Source organism: Ekhidna sp., from assembly GCF_965221965.1.
In the GTDB taxonomy this organism is placed as follows: domain Bacteria; phylum Bacteroidota; class Bacteroidia; order Cytophagales; family Cyclobacteriaceae; genus Ekhidna.
Genome location: NZ_OZ244926.1, coordinates 2,922,445 through 2,946,587, shown reverse-complemented (window position 1 = coordinate 2,946,587; position 24,143 = coordinate 2,922,445). Strand labels below are relative to the sequence as shown.

General features: G+C 41.7%; 22 protein-coding genes. 11 read left to right on the top strand and 11 right to left on the bottom strand.

Translation table 11 applies throughout. The features are described 5' to 3' along the window. The 3 genes from ACOQON_RS13825 to ACOQON_RS13815 are packed head-to-tail and all read right to left on the bottom strand — an operon-like array spanning position 1 to position 2,392. Positions 1-1,245, bottom strand: a complete 1,245-nt coding sequence (locus ACOQON_RS13825; protein ID WP_420576007.1) for an ABC transporter permease — start codon at positions 1,243-1,245, stop codon at positions 1-3. Further along, positions 1,242-1,868, bottom strand: coding sequence for an ABC transporter ATP-binding protein (locus tag ACOQON_RS13820; RefSeq protein WP_420576006.1), 627 nt, complete (start codon positions 1,866-1,868; stop codon positions 1,242-1,244). Before ACOQON_RS13820 ends, ACOQON_RS13825 begins: the two co-directional genes overlap by 4 nt. Further along, the gene (locus tag ACOQON_RS13815; protein WP_420576005.1) at positions 1,868-2,392 is read right to left on the bottom strand and encodes a DinB family protein; all 525 of its coding nucleotides are present in this window, start codon (positions 2,390-2,392) and stop codon (positions 1,868-1,870) included. The genes ACOQON_RS13820 and ACOQON_RS13815 overlap by 1 nt, the downstream gene beginning before the upstream one ends. A 271-nt stretch (positions 2,393-2,663) precedes the next feature. On the opposite strand from ACOQON_RS13815, the gene ACOQON_RS13810 reads away from it, so the two are divergent. From ACOQON_RS13810 to acs, 4 genes are all read left to right on the top strand, one after another. Then, complete coding sequence (locus ACOQON_RS13810) at positions 2,664-3,920, top strand: cation:proton antiporter (protein WP_420576004.1); 1,257 nt, start codon at positions 2,664-2,666, stop codon at positions 3,918-3,920. A gap of 30 nt (positions 3,921-3,950) precedes the next feature. Next, entirely contained in the window at positions 3,951-5,012 is a 1,062-nt protein-coding gene (locus ACOQON_RS13805) for a glutaminyl-peptide cyclotransferase (protein ID WP_420576003.1), read from the top strand. A gap of 3 nt (positions 5,013-5,015) precedes the next feature. Next, positions 5,016-5,312 carry an SCP2 sterol-binding domain-containing protein gene (locus tag ACOQON_RS13800; RefSeq protein WP_420576002.1) on the top strand — a complete coding sequence of 99 codons (297 nt, stop codon included), beginning with the start codon at positions 5,016-5,018 and terminating at the stop codon, positions 5,310-5,312. Positions 5,313-5,463: 151 nt separating this feature from the next. Beyond that, positions 5,464-7,365, top strand: a complete 1,902-nt coding sequence (gene acs / locus ACOQON_RS13795; RefSeq protein WP_420576001.1) for an acetate--CoA ligase — start codon at positions 5,464-5,466, stop codon at positions 7,363-7,365. A 6-nt stretch (positions 7,366-7,371) separates the two neighbouring features. Here acs and ACOQON_RS13790 read toward each other — a convergent pair whose 3' ends face one another. From ACOQON_RS13790 to ACOQON_RS13780, 3 genes are read right to left on the bottom strand one after another with little or no spacing between them, the layout of a single operon-like run. Next, on the bottom strand, positions 7,372-8,046 hold the full coding sequence (locus ACOQON_RS13790; RefSeq protein WP_420576000.1) for a phosphatase PAP2 family protein: 675 nt from the start codon (positions 8,044-8,046) through the stop codon (positions 7,372-7,374). 3 nt (positions 8,047-8,049) lie between these two features. Continuing rightward, a complete protein-coding gene (locus ACOQON_RS13785; protein WP_420575999.1) occupies positions 8,050-13,020 on the bottom strand; it encodes a C25 family cysteine peptidase in 4,971 nt (1,656 codons plus the stop codon). Next, positions 13,007-14,098 (bottom strand): PorV/PorQ family protein, encoded by a 1,092-nt coding sequence (locus tag ACOQON_RS13780; protein ID WP_420575998.1) that lies wholly within the window; start codon positions 14,096-14,098, stop codon positions 13,007-13,009. The genes ACOQON_RS13785 and ACOQON_RS13780 overlap by 14 nt, the downstream gene beginning before the upstream one ends. 262 nt (positions 14,099-14,360) lie before the next feature. Here ACOQON_RS13780 and ACOQON_RS13775 point away from each other — a divergent pair, with 262 nt between their 5' ends. Both ACOQON_RS13775 and ACOQON_RS13770 read left to right on the top strand, forming a co-directional pair. Then, positions 14,361-14,705 (top strand): PadR family transcriptional regulator, encoded by a 345-nt coding sequence (locus ACOQON_RS13775; protein WP_420575997.1) that lies wholly within the window; start codon positions 14,361-14,363, stop codon positions 14,703-14,705. Next, positions 14,702-17,149, top strand: coding sequence for a PspC domain-containing protein (locus tag ACOQON_RS13770; protein WP_420575996.1), 2,448 nt, complete (start codon positions 14,702-14,704; stop codon positions 17,147-17,149). The genes ACOQON_RS13775 and ACOQON_RS13770 overlap by 4 nt, the downstream gene beginning before the upstream one ends. Before the next feature lie 83 nt (positions 17,150-17,232). Here ACOQON_RS13770 and ACOQON_RS13765 read toward each other — a convergent pair whose 3' ends face one another. Both ACOQON_RS13765 and ACOQON_RS13760 read right to left on the bottom strand, forming a co-directional pair. Further along, positions 17,233-17,517, bottom strand: a complete 285-nt coding sequence (locus ACOQON_RS13765; RefSeq protein ID WP_420575995.1) for a putative quinol monooxygenase — start codon at positions 17,515-17,517, stop codon at positions 17,233-17,235. Between the two features lie 2 nt (positions 17,518-17,519). Continuing rightward, complete coding sequence (locus ACOQON_RS13760; RefSeq protein WP_420575994.1) at positions 17,520-18,296, bottom strand: SAM hydrolase/SAM-dependent halogenase family protein; 777 nt, start codon at positions 18,294-18,296, stop codon at positions 17,520-17,522. Between the two features lie 166 nt (positions 18,297-18,462). On the opposite strand from ACOQON_RS13760, the gene ACOQON_RS13755 reads away from it, so the two are divergent. The 5 genes from ACOQON_RS13755 (at position 18,463) to ACOQON_RS13735 (ending at position 21,849) form a co-directional block, all read left to right on the top strand. Next, positions 18,463-19,425 carry a PhoH family protein gene (locus ACOQON_RS13755; protein ID WP_420575993.1) on the top strand — a complete coding sequence of 321 codons (963 nt, stop codon included), beginning with the start codon at positions 18,463-18,465 and terminating at the stop codon, positions 19,423-19,425. Beyond that, on the top strand, positions 19,394-19,831 hold the full coding sequence (locus tag ACOQON_RS13750; RefSeq protein WP_420575992.1) for a GNAT family N-acetyltransferase: 438 nt from the start codon (positions 19,394-19,396) through the stop codon (positions 19,829-19,831). Before ACOQON_RS13755 ends, ACOQON_RS13750 begins: the two co-directional genes overlap by 32 nt. A gap of 64 nt (positions 19,832-19,895) precedes the next feature. Next, the gene (locus ACOQON_RS13745; RefSeq protein WP_420575991.1) at positions 19,896-20,702 is read left to right on the top strand and encodes a DUF6597 domain-containing transcriptional factor; all 807 of its coding nucleotides are present in this window, start codon (positions 19,896-19,898) and stop codon (positions 20,700-20,702) included. Positions 20,703-20,779: 77 nt separating this feature from the next. Further along, positions 20,780-21,295: a GNAT family N-acetyltransferase gene (locus ACOQON_RS13740; RefSeq protein ID WP_420575990.1), complete on the top strand. Its 516-nt coding sequence runs from the start codon at positions 20,780-20,782 to the stop codon at positions 21,293-21,295. Beyond that, the gene (locus ACOQON_RS13735) at positions 21,292-21,849 is read left to right on the top strand and encodes a dihydrofolate reductase family protein (RefSeq protein ID WP_420575989.1); all 558 of its coding nucleotides are present in this window, start codon (positions 21,292-21,294) and stop codon (positions 21,847-21,849) included. Before ACOQON_RS13740 ends, ACOQON_RS13735 begins: the two co-directional genes overlap by 4 nt. A 72-nt stretch (positions 21,850-21,921) precedes the next feature. Here the strand turns inward: ACOQON_RS13735 and ACOQON_RS13730 are convergent, their stop codons facing one another. The 3 genes from ACOQON_RS13730 to ACOQON_RS13720 all read right to left on the bottom strand — a co-directional run bounded on the left by ACOQON_RS13730 (position 21,922) and on the right by ACOQON_RS13720 (position 24,142). After that, the gene (locus tag ACOQON_RS13730) at positions 21,922-22,365 is read right to left on the bottom strand and encodes a DUF6265 family protein (RefSeq protein ID WP_420575988.1); all 444 of its coding nucleotides are present in this window, start codon (positions 22,363-22,365) and stop codon (positions 21,922-21,924) included. A gap of 58 nt (positions 22,366-22,423) precedes the next feature. Beyond that, entirely contained in the window at positions 22,424-23,224 is an 801-nt protein-coding gene (locus tag ACOQON_RS13725; RefSeq protein ID WP_420575987.1) for a DUF6597 domain-containing transcriptional factor, read from the bottom strand. Positions 23,225-23,314: 90 nt separating this feature from the next. Further along, a complete protein-coding gene (locus tag ACOQON_RS13720) occupies positions 23,315-24,142 on the bottom strand; it encodes a hypothetical protein (protein ID WP_420575986.1) in 828 nt (275 codons plus the stop codon). Position 24,143 lies beyond the last annotated feature (1 nt).

Here is a 24,143-nt window from a genome sequence, read left to right as displayed (position 1 = left end):
TTATGCTTTTGAAAGCGTTTCCGAAATATCTGATTTGTACGCAAGAAATGCCGGAATGATCGAGGCAAAAATACCAACGGTCAGACTCCCCAGCATTACTTTATATTCATCAGTTACAAAAAACATACCGCTGGTCTGAATTTGTTCCATCGAGTCAGCCAAAATCGCAAAACCCAGATGTGCCAGCGCAAAACCAAAGATGCTTCCGATGATGGTCAGAACGATTCCTTCGGTTAAAATCAATACAAAGATTTTTACCTGACTCGCTCCCATCGAGCGCATGATTGCTAACTCATATTTTCGCTCTTTGAGTGAATTAATTAAAGCAATAAACACACTGGTGGCACTCAAAACAATAATGACCAGCCCTAGCACATTCACCACATCCACTCCCACGCCGATGATATTGAACAAGCGAGCGGTCTCATAGGGCGGAGAAGCAGCTTGCAAATTGCTGGTTCCATTGACAATTCGCGGCAATTGTACAGCCGCCATGGGTGACCGGTACTTTAGCAGTAGGGAGGTGATGTCTTCATTCTCTAACTGTTCATTTGTGACTTCCAACCCGAGCCGATCCAACGAAACAATTTCATGATGATCACCCCCTTCCTCATGATCGTGCTCCTCATGGCTTCCATGCACTTCCCACACACTTTGTACAGAAACTAAAATCAACTGATCCATAACAGATCCTGAAGCCTCCATGATGCCAACAACCCTAAATGGGTGCTCTTCATGTCCACCAGCACCTTCCGCCAGCCCATGTGCACTCTCCAATTGATCTCCGATTTCAATTCCAAGGGTTTTTGCAATAGAAGCCCCGACTGTGGCTGTCATTTCATCTCCAAACCATTCTCCTTTTGCCAACTTGACCTCATAGAGATCGGGGTAAGCTTTGGTCGTGCCGACTATACGATAGCCCTGATAGCTATCTCCTAAAGAAAGCGGGATGGCAGAAGCTACTAACCTGTTTCGTGTTAGGTCATTGGCATCTTTGAGTGAGATGTTTCCGGTTGGAAAATCAATGTGAAAAATGGTAGCCAGAATAATCTGCAGCGGACTGCCTTTCGCGCCAACCACCAAATCAATGCCCTGTGCATTTTTATTGATCTCATTTTTCAAAAATGTGCTGGTGAGAAGAATAGAAACGATGATTGCTACACCAAACCCAAACAAAAGAACACTCAGCAACGAGCTAAGTGGCTTGGCAAAAACGTTTTTGATGCTTAGTGAAAATAGATTCATAGGTCCAGCTCGTTTTGAAATTCGCTTTTCACCCGATGATCATGAGTAGCCACAATCAATGTTGCCCCTGTCTTTTCAGCCTGAGATTTAAGTAAGTCAATGACTTTCTGACAATTTTCATCATCCAGGCTGGCTGTCGGTTCATCGGCTAGCAACAGTTTAGGATTATTAATCACCGCTCTTCCAATTGAAACTCGCTGAGCCTGTCCTTGGCTAATCTGGTGGACGCGACGGTTGGCCAATTCTTTGATTCCCAGTCTTTCCAGAACCTCATCTGCTCGCTTACTGTCCGTTTTCTTGTGAGCCAGGTATTGAGACAAGGTTAGGTTTTCCTTCACTGTAAGTGATCGAACTAAATGTGGTTTCTGGAAAACGATTCCAATATGTTCTCCTCGGAATCGATCAAGCTTAGCTTTCGATTTTTCTGAAAGATTTTCACCTGCAACTTCCAGCGTTCCTTCTTTTGGAGGCATTAGCCCACCAATCAAGTGAAGCAGTGTGGTTTTTCCACAGCCGGAGTTGCCCAATATAATCGCGTGATTCCCTTCTTTCACCTCCCAGTCAGGATAGCAAATAACAGCAGCACCATCGTAGGTGTGTTTTAGTCCTTTGATCTGTAGCATTAAAGTCCCAGTTGTTTTTTGATTCGATTGATTTGATGCACGTGGTGAACCTGATGATATATAAACGAGTCAACTGCTCGTTCAAGATTTTGTCTTCCGCCCATCGGGTGCTTATACACAAGCTTGTCCAGCCATTTATCCGGATACTCATTTACAAACTCATGAATTTGGCTTCTGGTTTCTCCCCACTTCGATTTTATTTCATTTAGTGTGTAAGTAGGAGGACTGGAAATGTAACTGGGTGCCTTCCATTTTAATGAGCTTTTCAAGACCATATTGGTAAGCCCCATTCTAAGCGAACTACCCAAACCTGCATTTTGCATTTTATCGCCAGCCTTCACTTTTTTCTGCATGTATTTAAGTGAAGCAGTCTCCGCATCATTCAAATGTGATAACACCTGTATAATGCTCCACCCATAACGCTGATCCTGAAGCTTTTCCTCTGAAATTCCTTCTAATGAGGAGTAGATTGATTCTGTGTCAGCATTGAGCTTTTTTAGCTTGTTATTTATCGCATCTTTCACCAATATTCATTTTTTGCTAGAAAATATAAAAAAAGTTATCTTCGTTCCTGTTATTCAGCCTTTTTATAAAGGTATAACCCACCAGAAAGAGTTCCAGAAATGGGACAGGTACTAAAAGAGGTACCAAATTATAAAGTATTTGTTCAATCCCCTGATGAATTCAGAAGGATGCGACAATACTTCTTCATACTCTCAAACGCTAGTATTAAAGTTCGTACTGTTAGTTTTTAAAATTAATATTGCGTAGAATCACCTTTTAAATTGCACGGAAGTGAGTATTCTCGACATCATCGCCTTGTTTATCTTCCTATCGGGAGCGTTTATTTTTATAAACACTTTTTACCTTAAGCTACCATCATCCATTGGGTTGATGATTATGGCACTTGTACTTTCCGTAATCGTCCTGATTATTGGAAGTGTTTTTCCTGAGTTACACCTCGCTGAGCATGTGAAGGAATATGAATTCGAAGAGGTATTATACCAGATCGTGCTGAGTTTTATGCTCTTTTCTGGAGCTCTGAACATTGATTTCCGAAAATTAAGCAGCCAACGGAGTTCGGTTTTGGTGCTGGCCATTGTCGGAGTATTGATTTCCACTTTCGTAATTGGTACCGGTGTTTATTTCATGTTGGATGCAATGAGTATCCACCTCGACTATCTATACTGCCTTGTTTTTGGCGCCCTGATATCACCAACAGATCCCATTGCTGTAACACGCACAATCAAACGGTTCAATCTGTCTAAAGATCTGGAAATCAAGATTGAGGGTGAATCTCTTTTTAATGATGGTATTGCCGTAGTTCTGGCGCTAACGTTATTGGATATTGCCCATGCGGGAGAGGATCATACATTGACGATTATTGAAACCGCCTACATTGTGATAGCAGATATAGGTGGTGGAATATTTATCGGATTACTTTTAGGATATATCGGCTATCGCCTGCTAAAGTACGTTGATAATGATGCGGTGGAGGTCGAAGTGTTGATCACACTAGCTTTAGTACTTGTTGGATCTCAGCTAGCAGATTTTATTCACGTTTCTGCCAAGCAAGCAGCTGTTGTTATGGGGCTCGTTGTAGGGAATGAGGGAAAAAGCACACATGTGGCTAGTGCAACAGGAGATTATGTTTTCAAATTCTGGAAGTTGCTGGAAGAGACTTTTAGCGCCATGCTGTTTGTGCTCATCGGTTTGGAGATGTTGGTTTTAGATCTTCGCCTGGATTTTATTGCTGCAGGATTCTTTGCTATCTGTATTGTATTGTTCGGAAGGTGGACAAGTGTTTTTATCCCAATAAAAATGATGTCGGTGAAAAACCATTTTGCTCCCAATACGATATCTGTTCTTACCTGGGGGGCTTTGAGGGGAGGTTTACCTATTGCACTTTCCTTGTCCCTTACTGATTTTAATGGAAAGGAAGTGATTGTAACGATGACTTATATCGTAGTAGTTTGCTCGGTACTTTATCAGGGGCTGACAGTACCAACACTTATGCGATCCTCTGGAGAAAGTCCAAAGTCGGAAGCATAATCATATAGCAGTATTTGCTAATTTTAGGGCATGTTCAGACTAAGCTATGCGATTCTCTTTTTGCTGATTTTTGTATCGTGCAAAGAAGGCAAGGAAGAAACAGAAAAGAATTCATCTCCCCGGATACGGAAAAACACTTCCATTGAGCAGCCCTCTCAAAATCAAATATTTGTCAGAGGCTCTGCAATAAATGTTTCGGTGGCTACTAATGAAGAGTTTCCGATTGATTCCATTGTAGTTTCTGTAGACGAAAAGACTTATACTTTTAAAGCGAATTCCTTTCAGTTGACCATTCCTGATCGAAGGGTGGGAACCAGACGATTAGTAACTAAAGCATATAGCGGAGATAAATCTGAAACTCATTTTCGAAAGGTTGTGATTCTTCCGGAAAATGCACCTGAAGAGTTGACCTATCAAATAAAGAATACGTATCCTCATGAAACGGATGACTATACACAGGGGCTACTAGTCAAGGATGGAATTTTATATGAAAGTACTGGTCAGCGTGGAAGTTCGGCGCTCAAAAAGAAGAATTTAACCACAGGAGAAACACTTAAAGTGGTGAATTTGGCTGCAGACCTCTTTGGAGAAGGTCTCGCTACGATCAATGATGAATTCTACCAACTCACCTGGACATCAGGTCGAGGGTTTGTTTACAATGCTGATATGGAACAAATTCGGACCTTTAACTATCAGGTCGAGGGTTGGGGACTTGCGACTCTTGGTGATCAACTGGTGATGACGGATGAGACTGAAAAATTGTACTTCGTAGATCCCGCAAGTTTTACCATTCAACGGGAACTTGAGGTCTTTGATAATACGGGTAAAATAGATGCACTAAATGAACTTGAGGTGATCGATGGATTAATTTATGCCAATGTATATCAGGAAGACTTCATTGTTGTGGTTGATCCGGAAACCGGGGAGGTTTTGAAAAAAATTGATTTTACAGGCATCCTCTCAAAAGAGGAGGCTCAAAGTGCTGACGTACTGAACGGAATAGCTTATGATGCTGATAGTGGCCGCATCTACATTACCGGTAAGTGGTGGCCCAAATTATTTGAAGTGACTTTTCAACCAAAACCAATATAATAGATGACTTTAGAAGAAATAACTGAGAAAATTCAAAAGCTTGCAGATAGACATAGTGGACAGTTTCAGGGAAAAGCAAACTTCAAATTTGAGGAGGGAGTGGTGCACCTGGATGATACCGTATCTCCTACAGTCGTAGTGAATGAAGAGCGAGAGGCTCCATTTTCCATCAAAATGTCTGCGGATAATTTCAACAAAATCCTTTCTGGGGACTTAAACGTCATGATGGCATTTATGTCAGGAAAGCTAAAGATAGAAGGCGATAAAGGTGCAGCCATGAAGTTGACTTCACTCTTTTAAATGATAAAAATTGATTTAAAGTAAGAAGCTCTGGAAGACCAGGGCTTTTTTTGTTGCATTTAATCTCACGGATCATTTCGGGAATAACCCTGCATCTGCCTTTCAATAAACCATTAGCTTTTTTACCTTTTAGGGAAAATCGAACGATAGCATGAGTCATAAAATTCAAACCCTCTCCGGATATATTCACGAGTACCAAAAAAGTGTGCTACAGCCAGAGGAATTCTGGTCACGCATTGCTGATTCTTTCTACTGGAAAAAGCCCTGGAATAAGACGTTGGAGTGGAATTTTGATGGTCCGGATGTGAAGTGGTTCCTGAACGGAAAATTAAATATCACTGAAAATATTTTGGATCGACACCTGTTTACAAAAGGAGATGATCCTGCCATCATTTGGGAGCCCAATGAGCCGAATGATGAAAATAAAACGATCAGCTACAGGGAGCTTTATGAAATGACATGCCAGTTTTCGAATGCGCTTGTAGCCAATGGAGTTAAGAAAGGTGACCGTGTCATCATCTACATGCCTATGGTGGTGGAGGCTGCAGTCGCCATGTTGGCATGCGCAAGGGTTGGAGCTGTTCATTCTGTGGTTTTCGCCGGTTTTTCATCCAACTCACTCGCCGATCGTATCAATGATTGTGAAGCTAAAATGGTATTAACTTCTGATGGGAACTATCGTGGAGCAAAGCAAATTCCCATCAAACCCGTAGTGGATGAGGCATTGGAGAAAACATCCTCTATTGAAAAAGTCATCGTTTATAAAAGAACAGGTGATGACGTCACCATGAAGGAAGGGAGGGACATCTGGTGGCATGATGCCATCGATGGCCAATCTAAAGATTTTAAGGCGGTAGAAATGGATTCTGAAGATATGCTCTTCATTCTGTATACCTCCGGATCTACCGGAAAACCTAAAGGTGTCGTTCATACATGCAGTGGTTACATGGTTTACACTTACTACTCATTTTTGAATGTGTTTCAATACGCTCAGGGAGATGTGTACTGGTGTACTGCGGATGTGGGTTGGATCACTGGCCACTCTTACATTGTCTATGGCCCGCTTTTGGCCGGAGCTACAACCTTGATGTTTGAGGGTGTGCCGACTTATCCGAACGCGGGACGGTTTTGGGAAATTGTCGATAAGTACAAGGTCAATCAGTTTTATACTGCACCAACAGCTATCAGGGCACTTCAGGTCTATGGTTTGGAACCGTTGGAACCTTATTCACTAGAATCACTCAAAGTAATTGGTTCAGTAGGTGAGCCAATCAATGAAGAGGCATGGCACTGGTATCACGACCATATAGGCAAAGGAAAATGCCCGCTGGTTGACACTTGGTGGCAGACAGAAACCGGGGGTATCATGATTTCCGCGCTTGCGGGAATCACGCCAAATAAACCAGCACATGCTTCACTCCCTTTGCCTGGTGTACAACCGGTAATTGTAGATACTGAAGGCAATGAACTTCATGGGAATAATGTAGAAGGTAATCTCTGCATCAAATTTCCATGGCCCTCTATGCTTCGAACAACGTACGGGGATCATGAGCGGTGCAGGCAGACTTATTTTTCTGCTTACAAAGGCATGTATTTTACGGGTGATGGAGCAAAAAGAGATCACGATGGTTACCTGAGAATCTTAGGACGAGTAGATGATGTAATTAATGTCTCCGGACACAGAATGGGTACGGCAGAAGTAGAAAATGCCATTAATGAGCACCCTAAAGTGGTAGAATCTGCGGTTGTTGGCTTTCCACATGAAGTCAAAGGTCAGGGTATTTATGCTTATGTGATCTGTGATATGGAGGGAAGGACTGAAGAGAACCTCAAGAAAGAAATAAAAGATACCGTTCGAAAAATTATTGGACCTATTGCGACCCCTGATGAAGTACAAATTGTGCCTGGATTGCCTAAAACAAGATCTGGAAAAATTATGCGTCGAATTCTGAGAAAAGTAGCAAGCAAGGATATCTCCAATATGGGGGATACTTCTACTTTGTTAAATCCTGAAGTGGTCGAAGAAATTATTGAAGGAGCGGACTTAAAATAAGGTTGGCTACCCTTCATCATTTAAGTCTAACTGCTCTAAATCACGATCAGGATTTGTTTCTGTGATGATCTCTTTGTTCAGGTATCTCTCAAATCCGATGTAGTAGGCGGTTGCGATTATTATTCCGATCAGTGATCCTGCCATAATATCTATCAAAAAATGCTGTGCCAGGTAAACCCGAGATAGTGCAGTGAGGCTGGCCATCACAAGAAGCATCAAGGAATAGCTGTTTTTTTGGAGCATAAGAGAAATGAATGTCCCAAGCGCAAATGCTGCTATGGAATGACCGGATGGAAAGGAGTTCAAATCCAGCATTTGCACCCCATCTACTAATGCCAGGATTTTATGCCCTTCGAAAAAGATGGAAGGTCTGGGCACATCAGGAAAAAGAACAAACTTGAAAAAAGAAGAAACCAGAATCACTGTGATTCCAACTATTGAAAGAACGAAACCATATCTTCTTCTTAGGAAAATGAGAAGAAAAATGACGGCTATGAAAAAATAAGTGCTTCCGGTATGAGTCCAGTATTTGAAGAAAAAGTCCCAGATCGGATTATGGAGTTCATTAAGCAGAATTACAAAATCCCCATGACTTTGATAAAATAAAGAAATCACCGCTATCCCAAACAGGCACAGATAAGATAGATAGAATGATTGGATGTTTCTTAGGTGATTAATCATGGATTAACGCAAGATATATAGTTTGCCGAATCCGTGTTTAAACGCCCGGTCAGCACTTGTAGATCTTCGTTCCACTGCATTTCCATTTGAGTTGATAAAAACTTTATAGAAATACACCCCATTGGCTAATTGATCACCAAATTCATCCCTGCCATCCCATGCATAGCTCGTGATGTTATTTCCAATTCGAATAGGACCAATCTCATCTTGGGTGATCTCTCGAACCACTCTTCCGGAGACCGTCATGATTTGAATTTTAATTTGATCGGGTATTTCACTTCCGGTTAACGTGAAAACAAAGCGGCAACTTGTCGAAAAGGGATTCGGGTATGGATAAAAGTGAGTGACAGTAGATTCGTTAATAACTTCAAAATTGATCTCGTATGGCTCGGTTCCGGCTTCATTTCCGGCTTCATCCTCTGCCTGGATGCGTAGGGCGTGTGCCCCATCTCCCAATGGACCGGGTTGATATTCAATTTGAAAATCCTGATTTTCACTGGCAGGGGTATAAGACAATCGAGGATCGGAGAAGTTGACTCGCTGAAACTGACTGGTCTCTCCGGGAAGACGAAGGGAAAGATTTATTCCAGTAGTGTCCGTCTTGTTTACAAAAGGATTATCGTCCCGCATTTTCACAACAATGTTTGGGTTGGGTGATACAATATCACCATCCAAAATGTGATATCCATCAAATGTGACATCCAGTACCGGGTTGGTTTCATCCGCTTGTACTTCTATTAAATTTGTCAATGTTAGTCTGTTATTAAACTCGTACGCTTCATTTTCATTCGCCATCACCTCCACAACCAAACTATTCAACCCATCCATATTAAATGACGGGAATTCAACTGAAAAGAAGGTGGTATCTCCGGAATTGGGTGGACCGATTTTAAAGCTAGACTCTTCAATTCCACCTGTTTGTTGGTTGATCAGGGTTGTCATCACGGTCAGGGAGTCTGTGAATGGCAGTCCAGATGTGTTATAGAAAAAGAAATCACGTGTGATTTCTGCGCCCTCTAAAACGGATGTGATTGACTTACCGTTTGGCAGCAGAATTCCTTCTGGAGGATATTCGTAGTTAACCTCCCAAAAATTGAGCTGCGAAGGGGTTTGATCTGCTTCATCCTCAAAGGAGAATGAGAGTTCCAGTTGAGGGTACAGAATAGCGTCTGTCCCGGCAATATTGATAGATTCTGCCCTTGCCCGAGACTCCAGGCTTGTCAGGTTGCCATTTGGATCGACACCATACACATCGATCATAATGTTGTCGTTTACTTCTTCCGCGATATTATACGAAAACTCATCCCAGCTCCTGGCCGGTCCGATTCGTCTGCTTCTTATTTCACCACTTATAAACTTTCCTTCTACATCATCCAGCAGCTCTATGCTTTGTTCTCGCACGGGGGTGGCAGATCCATTGTTGGTGACCATGATAGCCGTACCCGGCGTGTCACCCTTTCGCCCTAAGAATATGACTGGCTGCCCATCAACTAATGAGCCAATCGTGGCATTGTCCACTCCTAATGAGTTGAGTGTGGTCTCAACTCCTGCATCCCAGTTTGAGTAATCCACATTACCAATGTTGAACATAATTATAGGGTCACCGTCTCGCATATTATTTACCAAAACCTGAAAACGACTATCAGGATCATTCATATCCTGCTCTCTAAATTGGTAAATACGCTGAGGAAGCCGACCACATACTTCCCGATTAAAAACGTCAATTTCTGTGGTTTCAATCGGCCGATAAGGGTCACCACTTTCTTTGTCAAATGCAATCGCGTTAAAGGTGTTTGTCTCGCAAACCGGATCAATGGTATTTGAAGTAACAAAGAAATTGAGCCCACCAATGATCGCTTCCAAATCATCATAGGAATAGGTAGCGTTATCTACTCCGAAAGTAAATATGTCTATTGAGGTGGTGGATTCTATAAACTCCCACAAGTTGGTTAATTGATTATATTGGACTCCTGTAACGACAGCCTTTTCTATTTGCTCAGGATCGTATTGTCCCCACCCCTCACCAATATTGTTTACTAAAGTGAAAGAAGACTCAACCCATTCATTGGTTTCGTCCGGTTCAGGGTTTGAGAATCTGGTTCTCCAATATATGGTGGAAGAATCGAGTAGGGAGAAAGCAGAGAAGTCAAATGACTGGGCAATGAGCACTTCACCAGAAACACTAAACTGCCGATTGTTTGGTCCGTTAAAATCCGGCTGAGTGTCTATTTCTAGATCGTAAGAACGATTATCCTCAAGTAAATTGCTTGACTGCCAAACAAACTCTACCTCATTACTCGATTGTGTTCCGTTATCAATCGGATAGAGGTTTGCTGTGCTACCACTAAATATTGAAACCTCCAGTGTGGCAGAATTATTTGTTTCGTTTAGCTCCTGAGTAGTATTTTGAGGATCCAGAAGCACAGTAAATAAATTTAATCCATCATTATTCTGTGTAGGCTCCATAGGAATGTAGAAAGCAAGGGTGTCTTGCCTCAATGGCCGTAAAAACTCCTTGGTGTAAACCTCCTGGCCTCCGTCAGGATAGGTACGATTAACCTGTAAAATGAGCGAATCCAGTGTTGTTCGCCCAAAGTTTTTCACGATAACATCAATTTTGAACGAATCCTGGGTGGAGAGAATTTCTTGTGCATCTATGGCAGAAGCAGTTAGAGAGTTATTATCGATATGATAGTCAGGATAGTCTGCCCCGAACACACGATAGGCAGGATCTCCCTGAAGCGTCATCTGATGTATTTGAGTGAGGTTGGTATTGCTATTACCATATTGACTGAGATACCTATTGGAAACCTCCAGCATGACAGTACCAACAGACTCACCAATAAATGTATCATCTCCAAACCCCAGCTCATAGAAGAGGTCACTCCATCTTTCCAGTGTCGTGGCGATCGCAACATCAGTATGAGCGATGAAGCCAACAGCTCCTAAATCCGGTGTAAGAAGCCAGTCCTCACCAAATGTGAAATTAGTGCCAAAGATTTCGCCGGCCTTACACCCATTCACCAGGAAAATCGGATACTTGCCTTTATTTGAGAAACCAAAGGCAGGATCACTCACTCTTCCAATTTCAATATCTGTAACTGTACCACTTGAATGCCCAAAAAATGTTACATATCCCACGCCTTGATTGATCCTGTCAGTAACATCTACATATTCAACGGCATCACTGGTCTCTTTCCCAGTATTAAATGCTCGCCCTCCGATATAATCCTCTTCCAGTACATCAGTGAATTCCTGCACAACGTCAATGAAATTCGAAATCTCGAACTGATTGATCCCACCACTTAATTGAAGAAAATCCTTTCGAAATAATTCATCAAACGGAAGAGCTTCCATCTCTATAATTTTATTCAGATAAGCAGTGACATCAGCAGTGGTGAGTGCATTTAGTCGCCCAATCGGGATTCCAGGGAGTTGTGGGTCTGAATTGATTCCCAAGGTGTACATAAGATCACCTCCTGGCAAACCGTAAGTTGGAACGTTTACATCCGCCTGAACACCTCTATAGTAATCGTAGTTGAGGGTGAAGCCTTTTCCGATAATAAATACATTCTCGACAGGGTTCTGGTTGTTAGCATCAATAATGAAATTTCGAATGGCTAAAGGAGACGGATCTCCATAGCTATATAGATTGAAAAGGTCTGTGATATTTCCAATTTGAACATTGAATGAACCTCCGGCTGTAGACTCCCTATATACCTCGTAATCCTTAACTGGGTCACCCGATTTTCTTAGATCGGGGTGAGTTACAATTAGATAATCCTTATTGGATAAATTATAATTTGGCAGACTTACCGGCTCAATGGTTGGAACAGAAAGTGGGGCTGTTACGGCTAAAACTTTTTGTCCCGGGAAAGTACCTGGAACTACTACTTCTACTCGGTCTGAAAAATTGGTAGTGGCTAATCTTACCGCATTGAAAGGGTCTGAAATTTCAAAAATCCTGGTGCCTGAGGCATTTGTTGTTCCAATTTGCAACCAGGCTTTGGCACTTGATGGATTTGATAGGGTGAATACCTTGTTTTCATTGGCTGCCATTTGAATAGTTTGCGGATATTTCAGTTGCATGAATGCCACTGAGATACGTTCAGCAACCCCTGCTTCTCCAATGGGGGTGACTCTTGCCACAAATTCACCTCCCGCACCAATACTTGAACTAGCTACAGATCCTGAAAAGAACTCCTTGCCCCAGCCGTCCCATTCTACATTGGCCATCACACCTAGTGAACTTGTATTTGGGCCGATACTTATTTCTACGTTATGCAAGAGGCTGTTGCCACCTATAAAGACAGTTTCCAGCACAGGATTAACCCCGGATGATTCATAGTTTTCCAGATTGAAATTGAAGTCTTTTAATACATTTTTCGACTGAAAACCTCCTGTCCAACCTTCGCCATTGTCGTATTTACTCAGACTAAAAGCCGACCCTGAGCCAAACCTAACTCCGGCGGCATAATTAGTGGTGAAGAGCTGTATTGTGTCTTTGATGTGATAAGGTTCAACTGACAGTCCGGTGGTGTTCTTGTCCGATGAAAAAGTCATTCGTTTGCCATTCTCACTTCCCAGTTTGTAGGTGAGGAAGTAGCTGGCAGTATCTGAGAAAAGGTTGTAAAACTTGTGTGGCTGGTCTCCTGCATCGTAAAGAGGAGAATCACTTTCTCCATTGTTCTTTTGACCATAGAACTCAAAATAATTCAACGTGCCATCACCATTTGTATTTACATTCAAAGCAACCTCCTGTCCTCTTCTAAAGAGCTGTATTCGACTGGCGGGTACACTGGAAATAGGAAAACCAATGGCCTGGAGTTCCTCCTGGGTGATCCGATAAAAACCATCCTTGCCTATTTTCAACTTGTAGTATGATTGAGTAAAGTCAATCCATTCATTTCCAACCTGTCCAAAGGATGTGAATGCGCATAAAAGCAAAATCGGTATGAGCTTATTTCTCCACATTGAAATCCACTTTTATTGAAAAAACATGAGAAAAAAGTCCAGGTGCTAAATCCCCAATATCAGTAAGCGCATAGTCGATAGTGAGTTCCTTAATGTTTACTCCTACACCTAGATTGGGCTGAAAAGTCCATGATGTGGAACCATCGAAATCTTTGATTTTTTGAAACTGATTAACTCCGAATCGCAAAAAGGCCAGCTTTTTATAATCAAACTCAACACCGGCTTTTGGATCTATGGATAATAAGCTGGTCCGAATAAGAGTATTCCTTTTTCCATCAAAGGTCATATCCAGATCCACTGAGGCCATAGCTCCAAATTGTTCAGTGATTTTAAAATTCCTGGATCCCCCAATGATTAGCCTGGGAAGCGTTATTTCAACTGAATTGACTGGTACATCATTTCCTGTTAGTGCATAGATTTCCTCAACCTCAGCTGAATTGTGCGACCAGGCATTAAACGTGCCGAGCATATCTCTGGCTACTAAGCCAAGTTTCCACTGATTGATTTGTTTTTGGGCACCAAAATCAAACCCAAAGCCCCAAGCTTTTGAGAAATTGCCGACGGTTCTGTGGATAATTTTCAAATTTCCACCCGCGTCTAGTCCTCCTAAAAAAGGGAGTTTTCTGGCATAGGATACAAGGAACCCATAATCTGCTGAGGAAAAGAATTCAATATTATCGTAGTTGATAGAGCCATTGACATCTACAAGGAAGCGTGTATCAGGAATATCATCTACCGCAAATCGGATAATAGAAATGGCAATCTTACTTTCCTCATCCACTGAGGTAGCAAACCCAACGTAATCATAATTTGCCAGTCCTCCGAAATACGATGAATGCATTAGCGCCAACTCATGTGTGTTAGCCATTCTATTCAAACCCGCAGGATTCCAGTAACCTGCTGTTACATCGTCTATAAATGAAACACCGGTAAACCCCAAGGCGAATGAACGGGCACTCACACCTATGTTCATGAATTCATTGCTGTACTTCGGTGTATTGTCTCTGGAATCCCCTTCGTTTTGGGCCAGACTCACACTTCCAAGTGTACACAAAATACCAGCTAGCAAATACCTCATATAGATTCGAATCAATGGCAATTTAGTGATAGCGTCCCGATTGATATGAACCTCATTCGGTGAATATTGGCTTATAAACGACAAAGGGTAATATTATAATTATTCATAACTATTTAAAGAAATCATATAATAATTTAAAGAAAATATAACCTTAAGTAGATTTTTTCGTCTAGTACTTGGCCATGCAAAGTACCTTTACGTATATAGCACTGAAAACCTATCCATGCATAATGAAAAGTTTGACTTGAAATGAGAGCAACAAATGAATATTGAAAACACACAAGTTCAGATGAGAAAAGGGATACTGGAGTTCTGCATCTTGCACATTATCTCCAGAGGAGAGGTTTATGCTTCCGACTTATTGGAAGAACTTACTTCCGCAAAAATAATGGTGGTGGAAGGAACCCTTTACCCACTGCTTACCCGACTAAGAAAAGCCGGATTGGCAGATTACAAGTGGGTAGAATCAAAATCAGGACCTCCACGTAAGTATTATACCCTAACCAAAGATGGAGAAAAATTCCTCGAAGGTTTAGATCAGACCTGGACAGAACTGGTTGGATCCACAAAAAAAATCATCGCGAATAAAAACACGAAGAAGAAATGAAAAAGAATATAAGTATCAACATTGGCGGCATCATATTCCACATCGAAGAGGATGGATATGATAAACTGAAAAATTACCTCGATTCGGTCAATAAGTACTTTTCTTCTTTTGAGGATAGCAAGGAAATTATTGACGATATAGAAGGCAGAATTGCCGAAATATTTCTTTCAAAGCTGGATGAAGGCAAACAAATCATCACCAAAGAAGATGTGAATGACCTGATTGCCACAATGGGCACCACAAAGGATTTTGAGGAATCGATTACCCCTGATCCAGATGAGAAAGCTGAAAAGGCTGAGGAGAAGCAGGAGCAGGCCGAAGAAGAAAAGCAGGAGGAGCCTAAAAGTTCTTACGAAAAAGCGAGGCGTCTTTATCGTGATAACAAGAGAAAAGTCATAGGAGGAGTAGCAGCAGGAATTGCCAATTATTTTGGTATCGACCCAATCTGGGTACGACTATTAATGCTTGCTTTCCTTTTCAATATATTCTTCTGGGGCTTGAGTGGATTTACTTTCCTTGCCTACATCATTTTATGGATTGCAGTACCTGGTAGTGATAAACTGGAAGATGACAAAGCTGTCAAAAAGCTATTCAGAAGCACCGATGATCGCGTGTTAGGAGGAGTTGCAGGTGGCATAGCTTCTTACTTTGGAACAGACCCGGTCGTTATTCGAGTAATATTTGTTGTTTCTATCTTCTTAGGTGGAGCCGGCTTATTGGTTTACCTGATTATGTGGATCATAACACCAGAGGCTAAATCCATTACTGAGAAAATGCAGATGCAGGGAGAGCCTGTCACTATTTCCAACATTGAGGAAAATGTGAAAAGAAGCCTGAATGTGAAAGAAGGAGAAGAGAGCGTTTTCGTAAAAATTCTACTTTTCCCATTCCGTTTGATAGCTATGATTTTCAAAGCACTGGGAGAAATCTTAGGCCCACTTTTGAAGGTGGGGGTAGAGGTTCTCCGTGTAGCTGTAGGTGTATTCCTTGTGTTTCTTGGATTTGTTTTAATGGTAGCCTTCACGATTTCACTCGCCACACTATTGGGCGTTGGCGGAGCAATGGAATCCTGGGTTCACTTTGGAGACTTCCCGGCTCGAGAATTGTTCAGCTCCATGAGTACTGTAGCCATTGTCTCAGCTTATATCACATCGGTAGTTCCATCACTGGCATTGCTTCTTCTAGGTCTGGTGATCATTGTAAAGAAGAAAGTAACAAATGCCTTTGTTGCCTGGGGAATGTTTGGACTCTGGTTGCTCGGACTGATTGGTCTTGCAATAGCAGTGCCTACTATCATACGTGATTACAGTGTTGAGAGCACTTTTAAGGAAGAGAAGACTTTTACGGTAAGCGATGGAATCGCAGAGCTAAAGCTCAATGATCTTGACTGGAATTCATATCACAGTGTTGATCTTAAAATTAGAGGTCATGAAGATTCCACAGCATTCTTGCTTGAAATGGAATTCGACTCAAGAGGTTACTCCCGCGATAACGCAAGGGAAAATGGTGACGCAGTTGACTATATAGTTACTCAGGATGGGAATGTGATTTACTTCGATTCTGAAATCACTTTCGGAGATGCACCATTTAGGTTCCAGGATGTTTCTGCTACCTTTTATATCCCGTATGGCAAGGTCTTCAAAATGGACTATGATCTTAGAGATATTCTTAGAAATACGCTGTGGATTCACGGATATGATGCCGGCGATTTAGGCAACAATGAATGGGTATTTGATGAAAGTGGATTGAAGTGTCTGACCTGCAAAGAGGAAGATCGGGAAAGCTCATCCTATAATCGAAGCTCAATTGGTGGAGATAGTCAGGAGTATCAGTTTACTGATTTTGATGAAGTGGAGCTGATCTCACTTTTCGACTTTGAAATCACCAGAGGAGATGAGTATTCTGTAAGGCTGGAAGGTGATGATGACGAGTTGGACGAAGTTTATCTAAGCCAGACAGGAGATGAATTGGAAATCAGGTACGGAAGGAATACTGACTGGTGGAAGAACCGAAAGCGAAGGGATAAAATCAAAGTATTCATTAGGATGCCAGAGCTCGAATACCTTCGGGCTACCGGTGCTTGTGTGGGGGAGATCCGGGACTTTTCCGGTACGGAAATGACGTTTGATATCGAAGGAGCATCTGATGTGTGGGCAGACGTAAATGTTGGCTATTTACAGGTTGACCTTACCGGCGCTTCCGAATTGACCCTTATTGGCAATGGGGATGACCTGAAAGCTGACTTGACAGGGGCTTCCGAATTAGATGGGTTCAACTTTATCGTGGAGGATGCAGACATCACAGCTTCGGGAGCTTCGACTGCTAAAGTTTATGTAAAAAATGAGCTGGAGGCGGATGCATCTGGTGCCAGCAGTATTCGCTATCGAGGAGATGCCCGCGTGTCATCTGACAGCAACGGACTTAGCTCAATAAAAAGAGATTAAAAACATCTAACTGGTCGCGAGTCAACTAACTGGCTCTGTCATTTAGGTTTTGGTTCCCCTGCTTTTGGTCGAGCAGGGGATTTTTATTGTGGATCAAGCGAATAAGCCAGCGGCTTACCTCCAAACAGAACCTTCGTTTTCGCCCAGGTATCTTCAAATAGTTCTGAGTGCCTGTATTTTTCCAGATCACCCTCACTTTCCCACTTGCTGAACGTGTAGTAGACATGATCCAACTTAGCGTCCTTGCACAGCTCCAGGTGATTGCAGCCAGGAAAGTTGACGATCTTTTCTTTAACGTTTTCGAACAATTCAAGAAAGTCATTCACTTTCTTTGGATCAAAATCCATTCGTACTATTCGTAGCAGCATAATTATCCGTTTGCAAATTCAATGAGTACAGGGGAGTCTATAGACAAACCTAACAGCTCAGAAGCATTTCCTTTATTAATTCCAATCTGAAGCTGCCCGGAAGAATTGAACATCACATAGCAGTCACCGGACTCTACGTCACTAAAGTAGCCATGCAGGTTTTGAAACTGTTCACGCCCAAATCGTATCGCATATCTTACACCTGCTCCGTTGATTTCTAAAATCTTTTCGAATTCCGTCTTATTGATGTTGGTGATCAAGTTTCCATAGTGATCAACCGTTACCACATGCCCGGCGATTTCCCGTTTGGTCACTTTCAGCTGCCGAGCATAGAGCTCCGTCATTTGATCCACCAACTCACCTACATCTTTTAGCGATTTCCCATTTGCCAGTTTTAATGCCACCTTAGCCAACACATCCTTCGCCGGGAAGGTAGACTGGCCATTTTCTAATACGGCCATTGCGTCCGGCTTTTTATCTGAAAGTAGGCTAAATATACCTGAATCAAAGCCAACAAATAGGTGCCCATCAATTTCAACAGCCATCGCTCTGGACTTTTCACGCATCGCGTCTACTGCTACGATATGAACCGTTTTCGTTGGAAAATCCTTGTATACATTACGAAGCACATTGGCAGCATGTGAGATGTCAAACGGACGGATGTCATGGGTAATGTCAGTGACAGGTTGATTGGGCGATTCAGACACAATAGCGGCCTTCACTGCAGCCACATAGTGGTCTACCGTCCCGAAATCAGACATGAAGGTGATTAACGCCATTTGAGGGAATTCAGCTTACATTTGTTGTCACAAAGCTATATATTTTACTCACACAGTGAGGTTTAAAAACCTTAGGGTTTATCACAAAAAAAGATGCTATTTGACAGGTAATAAAGTATGGTGTTCCATTCGTCATTTACCTTTGAAGGATTAACAGAAAAATCGATTGCTGGAAAAAATAATTACACTTGAAAACGTTTCCCTGGTAGACTTTCTGGGGATTGAAAATCAAAACATCAAAACCATTGCTTCGGCCTTTCCTGACAGCAAAATTGTCAGCCGTGGTAATGAGATTCGAATCAAAGGATCTGCACCCCAAATCCTTAAAATCAATGAGATCCTCAATTCGCTTCTGGCACATTATCACGAATACGGCAAAGTGACCGAGGAAAACGTAAAAGATTTTGTGGACAATGAGGAAAATACGATTGAGGCAGATAAAAACTCAGAAGCACTGGTACATGGCACCCGGGGCTTTAAGATAACACCCAAAACTGTCAATCAGAAAAAGCTGGTATCTGCAGTGGAGCAAAATGACCTGGTGTTTGCCATCGGTCCGGCAGGTACGGGTAAAACCTACATTTCTGTTGCGTTGGCAGTGAGAGCACTTAAAAACAAGGAAGTAAAAAAGATCATCATCACCCGTCCGGCTGTTGAGGCCGGTGAAAACCTTGGGTTTCTTCCGGGTGACTTGAAAGAAAAAATTGATCCTTACCTGCGTCCTATTTACGATGCGCTTCGGGACATGATCCCTGCAGAGAAACTAAGATATTACCAGGAAAATGGGGTTGTGGAAATTGCACCACTGGCCTACATGCGTGGGCGAACCCTTAATGATGCCTATGTATTGTTAGATGAAGCACAGAATACCACGCCCATGCAGATCAAAATGTTTTTGACACGGATGGGACCTCAATCGAAGGTGATCATTACCGGTGATCAATCACAGATAGATTTGCCTAAAAAGCAGATTTCGGGTCTGATTGAAACCATGCAGGTATTGAAAGATGTGAAGGGGATCGGTTTCGTGAAACTGGATGATCGGGACGTGGTGAGACATAAACTGGTAAAAGCAATCATAAAAGCCTACGATAAATATGACCTTCAGAGTAGTTCCGGCAACAAGTGAAGAGTTGAAAAAGAAAGCTTTCACCATTCGTGAAGAAGTATTTGTGGTGGAGCAACAGGTGGCAGCTGCAGAGGAGTTTGACGAATTTGAAGAAGAATCACACCACTTTGTGGCACTAGATGAAAACGATAACCCGATCGGTTCCGCCCGCTGGAGATACACAGATAGAGGCATCAAACTGGAACGATTTACTGCTAAAAAAACATGGCGAGGCAAAGGACTAGGTACCGCCATAGTAAAAGCTGTATTGGATGACATCTCAGAAAAAGCCGATAAAGGAACCTACCTCTACATGCATGCCCAGCTACCCGCGGTACCGCTTTACTTAAAATTTGGCTTCCAGACCAAAGGTGATCAGTTTGACGAATGTGGGATCATGCATTATTTGATGTGGCGGGAATTGTAAGTAAGAAGCAATCGTGGAGGATTAATTTCTATTTTGTTACATTGTTGGTAATAAGTGGAGTGTATTGATTTCTATTAAAACATATCATCCTGAAACATTAAAAGGCATTATTAAATCCTTTTGGTGTCTGATCGTTGCGGAAAATATTAAGGATCCATACATCGAAGAAATAATACCTGATCTTCATCACGAGATTATTTTTGAGATAAATGCCTCCTCATACCGAAGACATAAAAATAGCTGGGTGAAGAATCCAACTATTTATTTTGCCGGACAGAATAGCCATAGTTATAAACAAAAGTTTCAATCTGGAGCCATCATTTACGGCATCCGATTTTATCCTCATACTCAGGCATTGCTATATGATTTTGAGGCTTCACTTAGTACCGACTATCCAATTCCTTTCTCAGATATATCCTCTTGCAATGAATTATGTTCCTGCATCTCTGAATCTGCAGAAAAAACCTTTCACCGATTTGAGAAAGTACTGTTCAAAAAAATCAGCGGAATAGCTCATTCCGGTACATTCAAATACGTAGATGCTGCAATAAATAAAATTTTGAAGGTGAATGGAGCCATGAAAATCTCTTCACTTGAGCATTATACAGGTGTTTCAAGCCGCTCTCTTGAAAAAGGATTTAAACACTACGTAGGGATTGGTCCCAAGCAGTTTAGCAATATGGTCAGATACAACCACTTTATTTCTATTCAAAAAAATCAGCCCGAAAAGCCTCTTACTTCGATAGCTTATGAAGCTGATTTTTACGACCAATCTCATCTGATTCGTCAATCGAGACAAATTAGCGGGAAGACGCCTTCCGATCTCTTACTACAACCTGGCATCATCAACGATCACTTCATTTCATTTTGATCGGGTTCGGATTTATCCAATTCGTAGCTTTTTCCTTCCTCTACATTTGCTGCAATATTTATTGACGACAAAAACCAATGATTCGACTGGAAACATTCCAACCGTCCGATTTTGAAAAGTTGATTGCCTGGATTGATAATGAAGAGCTGCTGGTAACCATTGCCGGAACTGATTTCACTTATCCACTCACGACAGAACAACTCTGGAAATATTTCGAAGATGCTAGCAGCCATTCGCTTTCTATCATTGAAACACAGGGTGGATGCATTGGTCACGCAGAACTTAAAAAGACTGGTCCACGCATATACAAAATTGATAAGCTAGTTATTGGTGATACCAAAAATCGTGGAAAGGGGATCGGCCAATTAGTGATTGCAGCACTGCTTCGAACTGCCTTTGGAGAGCACAAAGCTTCTATCGTGGAGCTTAATGTATTTGAATGGAACCTAGCAGGGATCAGGTGCTATGAAAAATGCGGCTTTCAATTCAACGCTGAAAAACATGCAATATTTCGGGTGGGGAGTCGGGAATGGACCGCCTTAAATATGACTATCAATAAAAAAGAATGGATAAATAAAAATCAAAGTATATGAGAAAGATCGTTTTAAATCTGGCAGTAACCCTGGATGGATTTATAGAAGGACCCAATGGAGAAATAGACTGGCTGGACACTGGAGAGAAAAGCTCAAATGGTAGTTCACAGCTCTTTCAATTTCTGGAGGAGATTGACACTATTTTTTATGGTCGGATAAGCTATGAAAAATGGGGTGAGTTTCAGCCGGCTTCCGACGCTGAATCAGCTGACAGAAGGCTATGGGAAACAGTACATAGCAAAAAGAAATATGTTTTTTCCAATACGCTTAGCCCATTATCAGCCAATGCCGAGGTTATTGGTGGAAACCTGGAAACCAGGGTGAAGGAAATACAAGAAGAACCAGGCAGAAATATCTGGCTCTACGGTGGATCCGGCCTGATCACCACTTTTATGAACCTTGGACTGGTTGATGAGTTGCTACTGGCCGTCTTTCCGGTGGTGCTGGGTCAGGGTAAACCCCTCTTTGCCGGGATCGAGCGAAGGACAGACCTGCGCCTAAACAACGTCATCACCGAATCAGGCATCACTTTACTGAGCTATGATTGTAAATGATAGGTACTGATGGACCAACACAATGTTAAATATGGAACTATGCATTATTTGATGTGGCGGGAATTGTAGCTTTTACTCCACCTTATCAAACACAAAACCCATCTTTTTTTCACCTGCCGAAATGATAGCAGTCATTCGGGTTCCTTCGAGGATGTACTCAATTTTCTTAGGGAAATCATGTTCAGGATTTTCGCTCACAAATCCATTTTCCGAAACCGAGGTGATTTTGAAATAGGTGGGCTCGGCATTAGCACTGACGTCTGCCACATAATACATATTACCATCTTCTTTTACGATTTTCAGTTTTTCCACGAAAGTAGTATCGGTTCCCTTCATGGAGACGCCCCAGCCTTCATACCCGTCTTTGGTTTTCTTCCAAACCTCGAAAGCGCTGGTTCCAGGATTGACATTTTGACGTTCCCATTTCCCTTCCAGCCATTTTAAATCTTTGATTGATTGAGCAAATGTTAGTTGAGTGATTGCTAACACAAAAATGCAGAGCGTGATCTTTTTCATCGTTTTTTAAAACAATGATAGATAAGGAAAACATTCAGGTATTGTAAAAAACCGACACCTACTTTTTCAGAAAGAAATTAGCAAGATTTTTCTCATCAAAACCATAGTTCGAGGGTTCTTCTCCTGTGAATTCCTTGAAGTTTTTTATGAAGTGAGATTGATCAAAAAAGCCAGATTGCAGAGCTGTGCGTATCCAGGAATCCTTATGATTCTTAATCACTTCAAATATGTGGTTGAATCGTATGATCCGACAATAAAACTTTGGTGTCAGGCCAATAACTTTTTTAAACATACGCTCTAGCTGGCGAGTACTTAATTGAATATCATTAGCTAACTCAGCTATATCAATCATTCCCTTTTTTTCAAAAATCTTATGGATACATCGATCAGTTTTAGCTTGAGGCTCATGTTTTAAAAGCTGTTTTTGAAGCCATTCTTCAGCCTGATTCACTCGATCAATGGATTCAAGATTTTCTTTCGTGATTTCATGTAATTCGCTAAGGTCGCTAAAGAGTAATTGCTCAAGAGGAAGGACCTGATTAATAGTGGAACTCAAATCGATTCCAAAAAGAGAATAGAATGCAGAAGGATAAAGTTTGATTCCTAGCATTCCTGATTTCCCGATATTCTTTAAATAAAAGTATTTAGTGATCTGACTGGAAAAAAGGATACGTGATTGCGTTTCCCAGTCTCCGTGTAGATTGACTTGATACAAGTCGCCGTAATGAATGATGATTTCGCTGTACCCGTCAGGAATAATCTTTTGCTCAGTCATTAAGCCATCTTCATTTTCATAAATCCAGTACTCTTTTACCAGACTTTTTAAACGATCTGAAGGCTGAAGACTTTCAAAATGCATAGATGCAAACTATGCATTTTACTTGATTTGTTCACACATATAGTCAATCACCAAAAAAGAGATGAGTTTCACTTTTCTTGCTATGAGTAACTATTTAAGATCTAGAAATACACCCAGGGAATAGGAGGGACTGGCAAAGATCAAAGAAGCGCTTAAAACTGACCCATACGCTGCGGTAACGCCGATTTTGTCTGTTATGTAACCTGCTATTTCGTAAGTAGTGGCTATGTATTCTGTATTGTTGGCAAAAACGGTTGCACCGTCACTAGCGGCAGTTGACTCATCTCCATTTTGAAATGACTCTATGCCATCAATACGAAGAATCGTCCAGACTCTGCTATCTAAAAAACCAGCACCAACTTCAGCTCCGAATCTTGCTTCGTCAGAGAAACCATTGGTTCTATTATTATACCCGGCATAAACATTAGCATAGGCATTCACCTTTCCAAGAGGGATGGATCTGCTTAAGTCCAATCGTATGAGTTGGTTAAACTCTCCATCTCCGGTCTGTAACGTACCATTGGACCCGCCAGAATCTTCACCAAGAGGTAATCCAAATAGTAATGTAGATGCTAATACAAATTTGCTTTCAGGCTTAGTAATGCGGTACTTAAATGCGATATCTGTGTCGCCAATACCAGAGATAGATTCTAGATTGTTCGCTGATTTACTAAACGGAAGATTGATGATTCCGGTGAATCGATCTGTGATTCCATATTCTGCGAAAATGGAGGTATTGAAAATGCCTTCTTTTGGTGAAGTCTGTGTATTTCCATCGAAGGTGTATTCTTTCGCCGCATTTACCCACCAGTGTGATACTTTGTAATAACCTGTTCCTTTTTTCTTGGTCCATCCGCCACCGGCCATTGCAGTCCCTACCAAAATAAATAATGTGATTAGTGTGATTGCTTTTTTCATG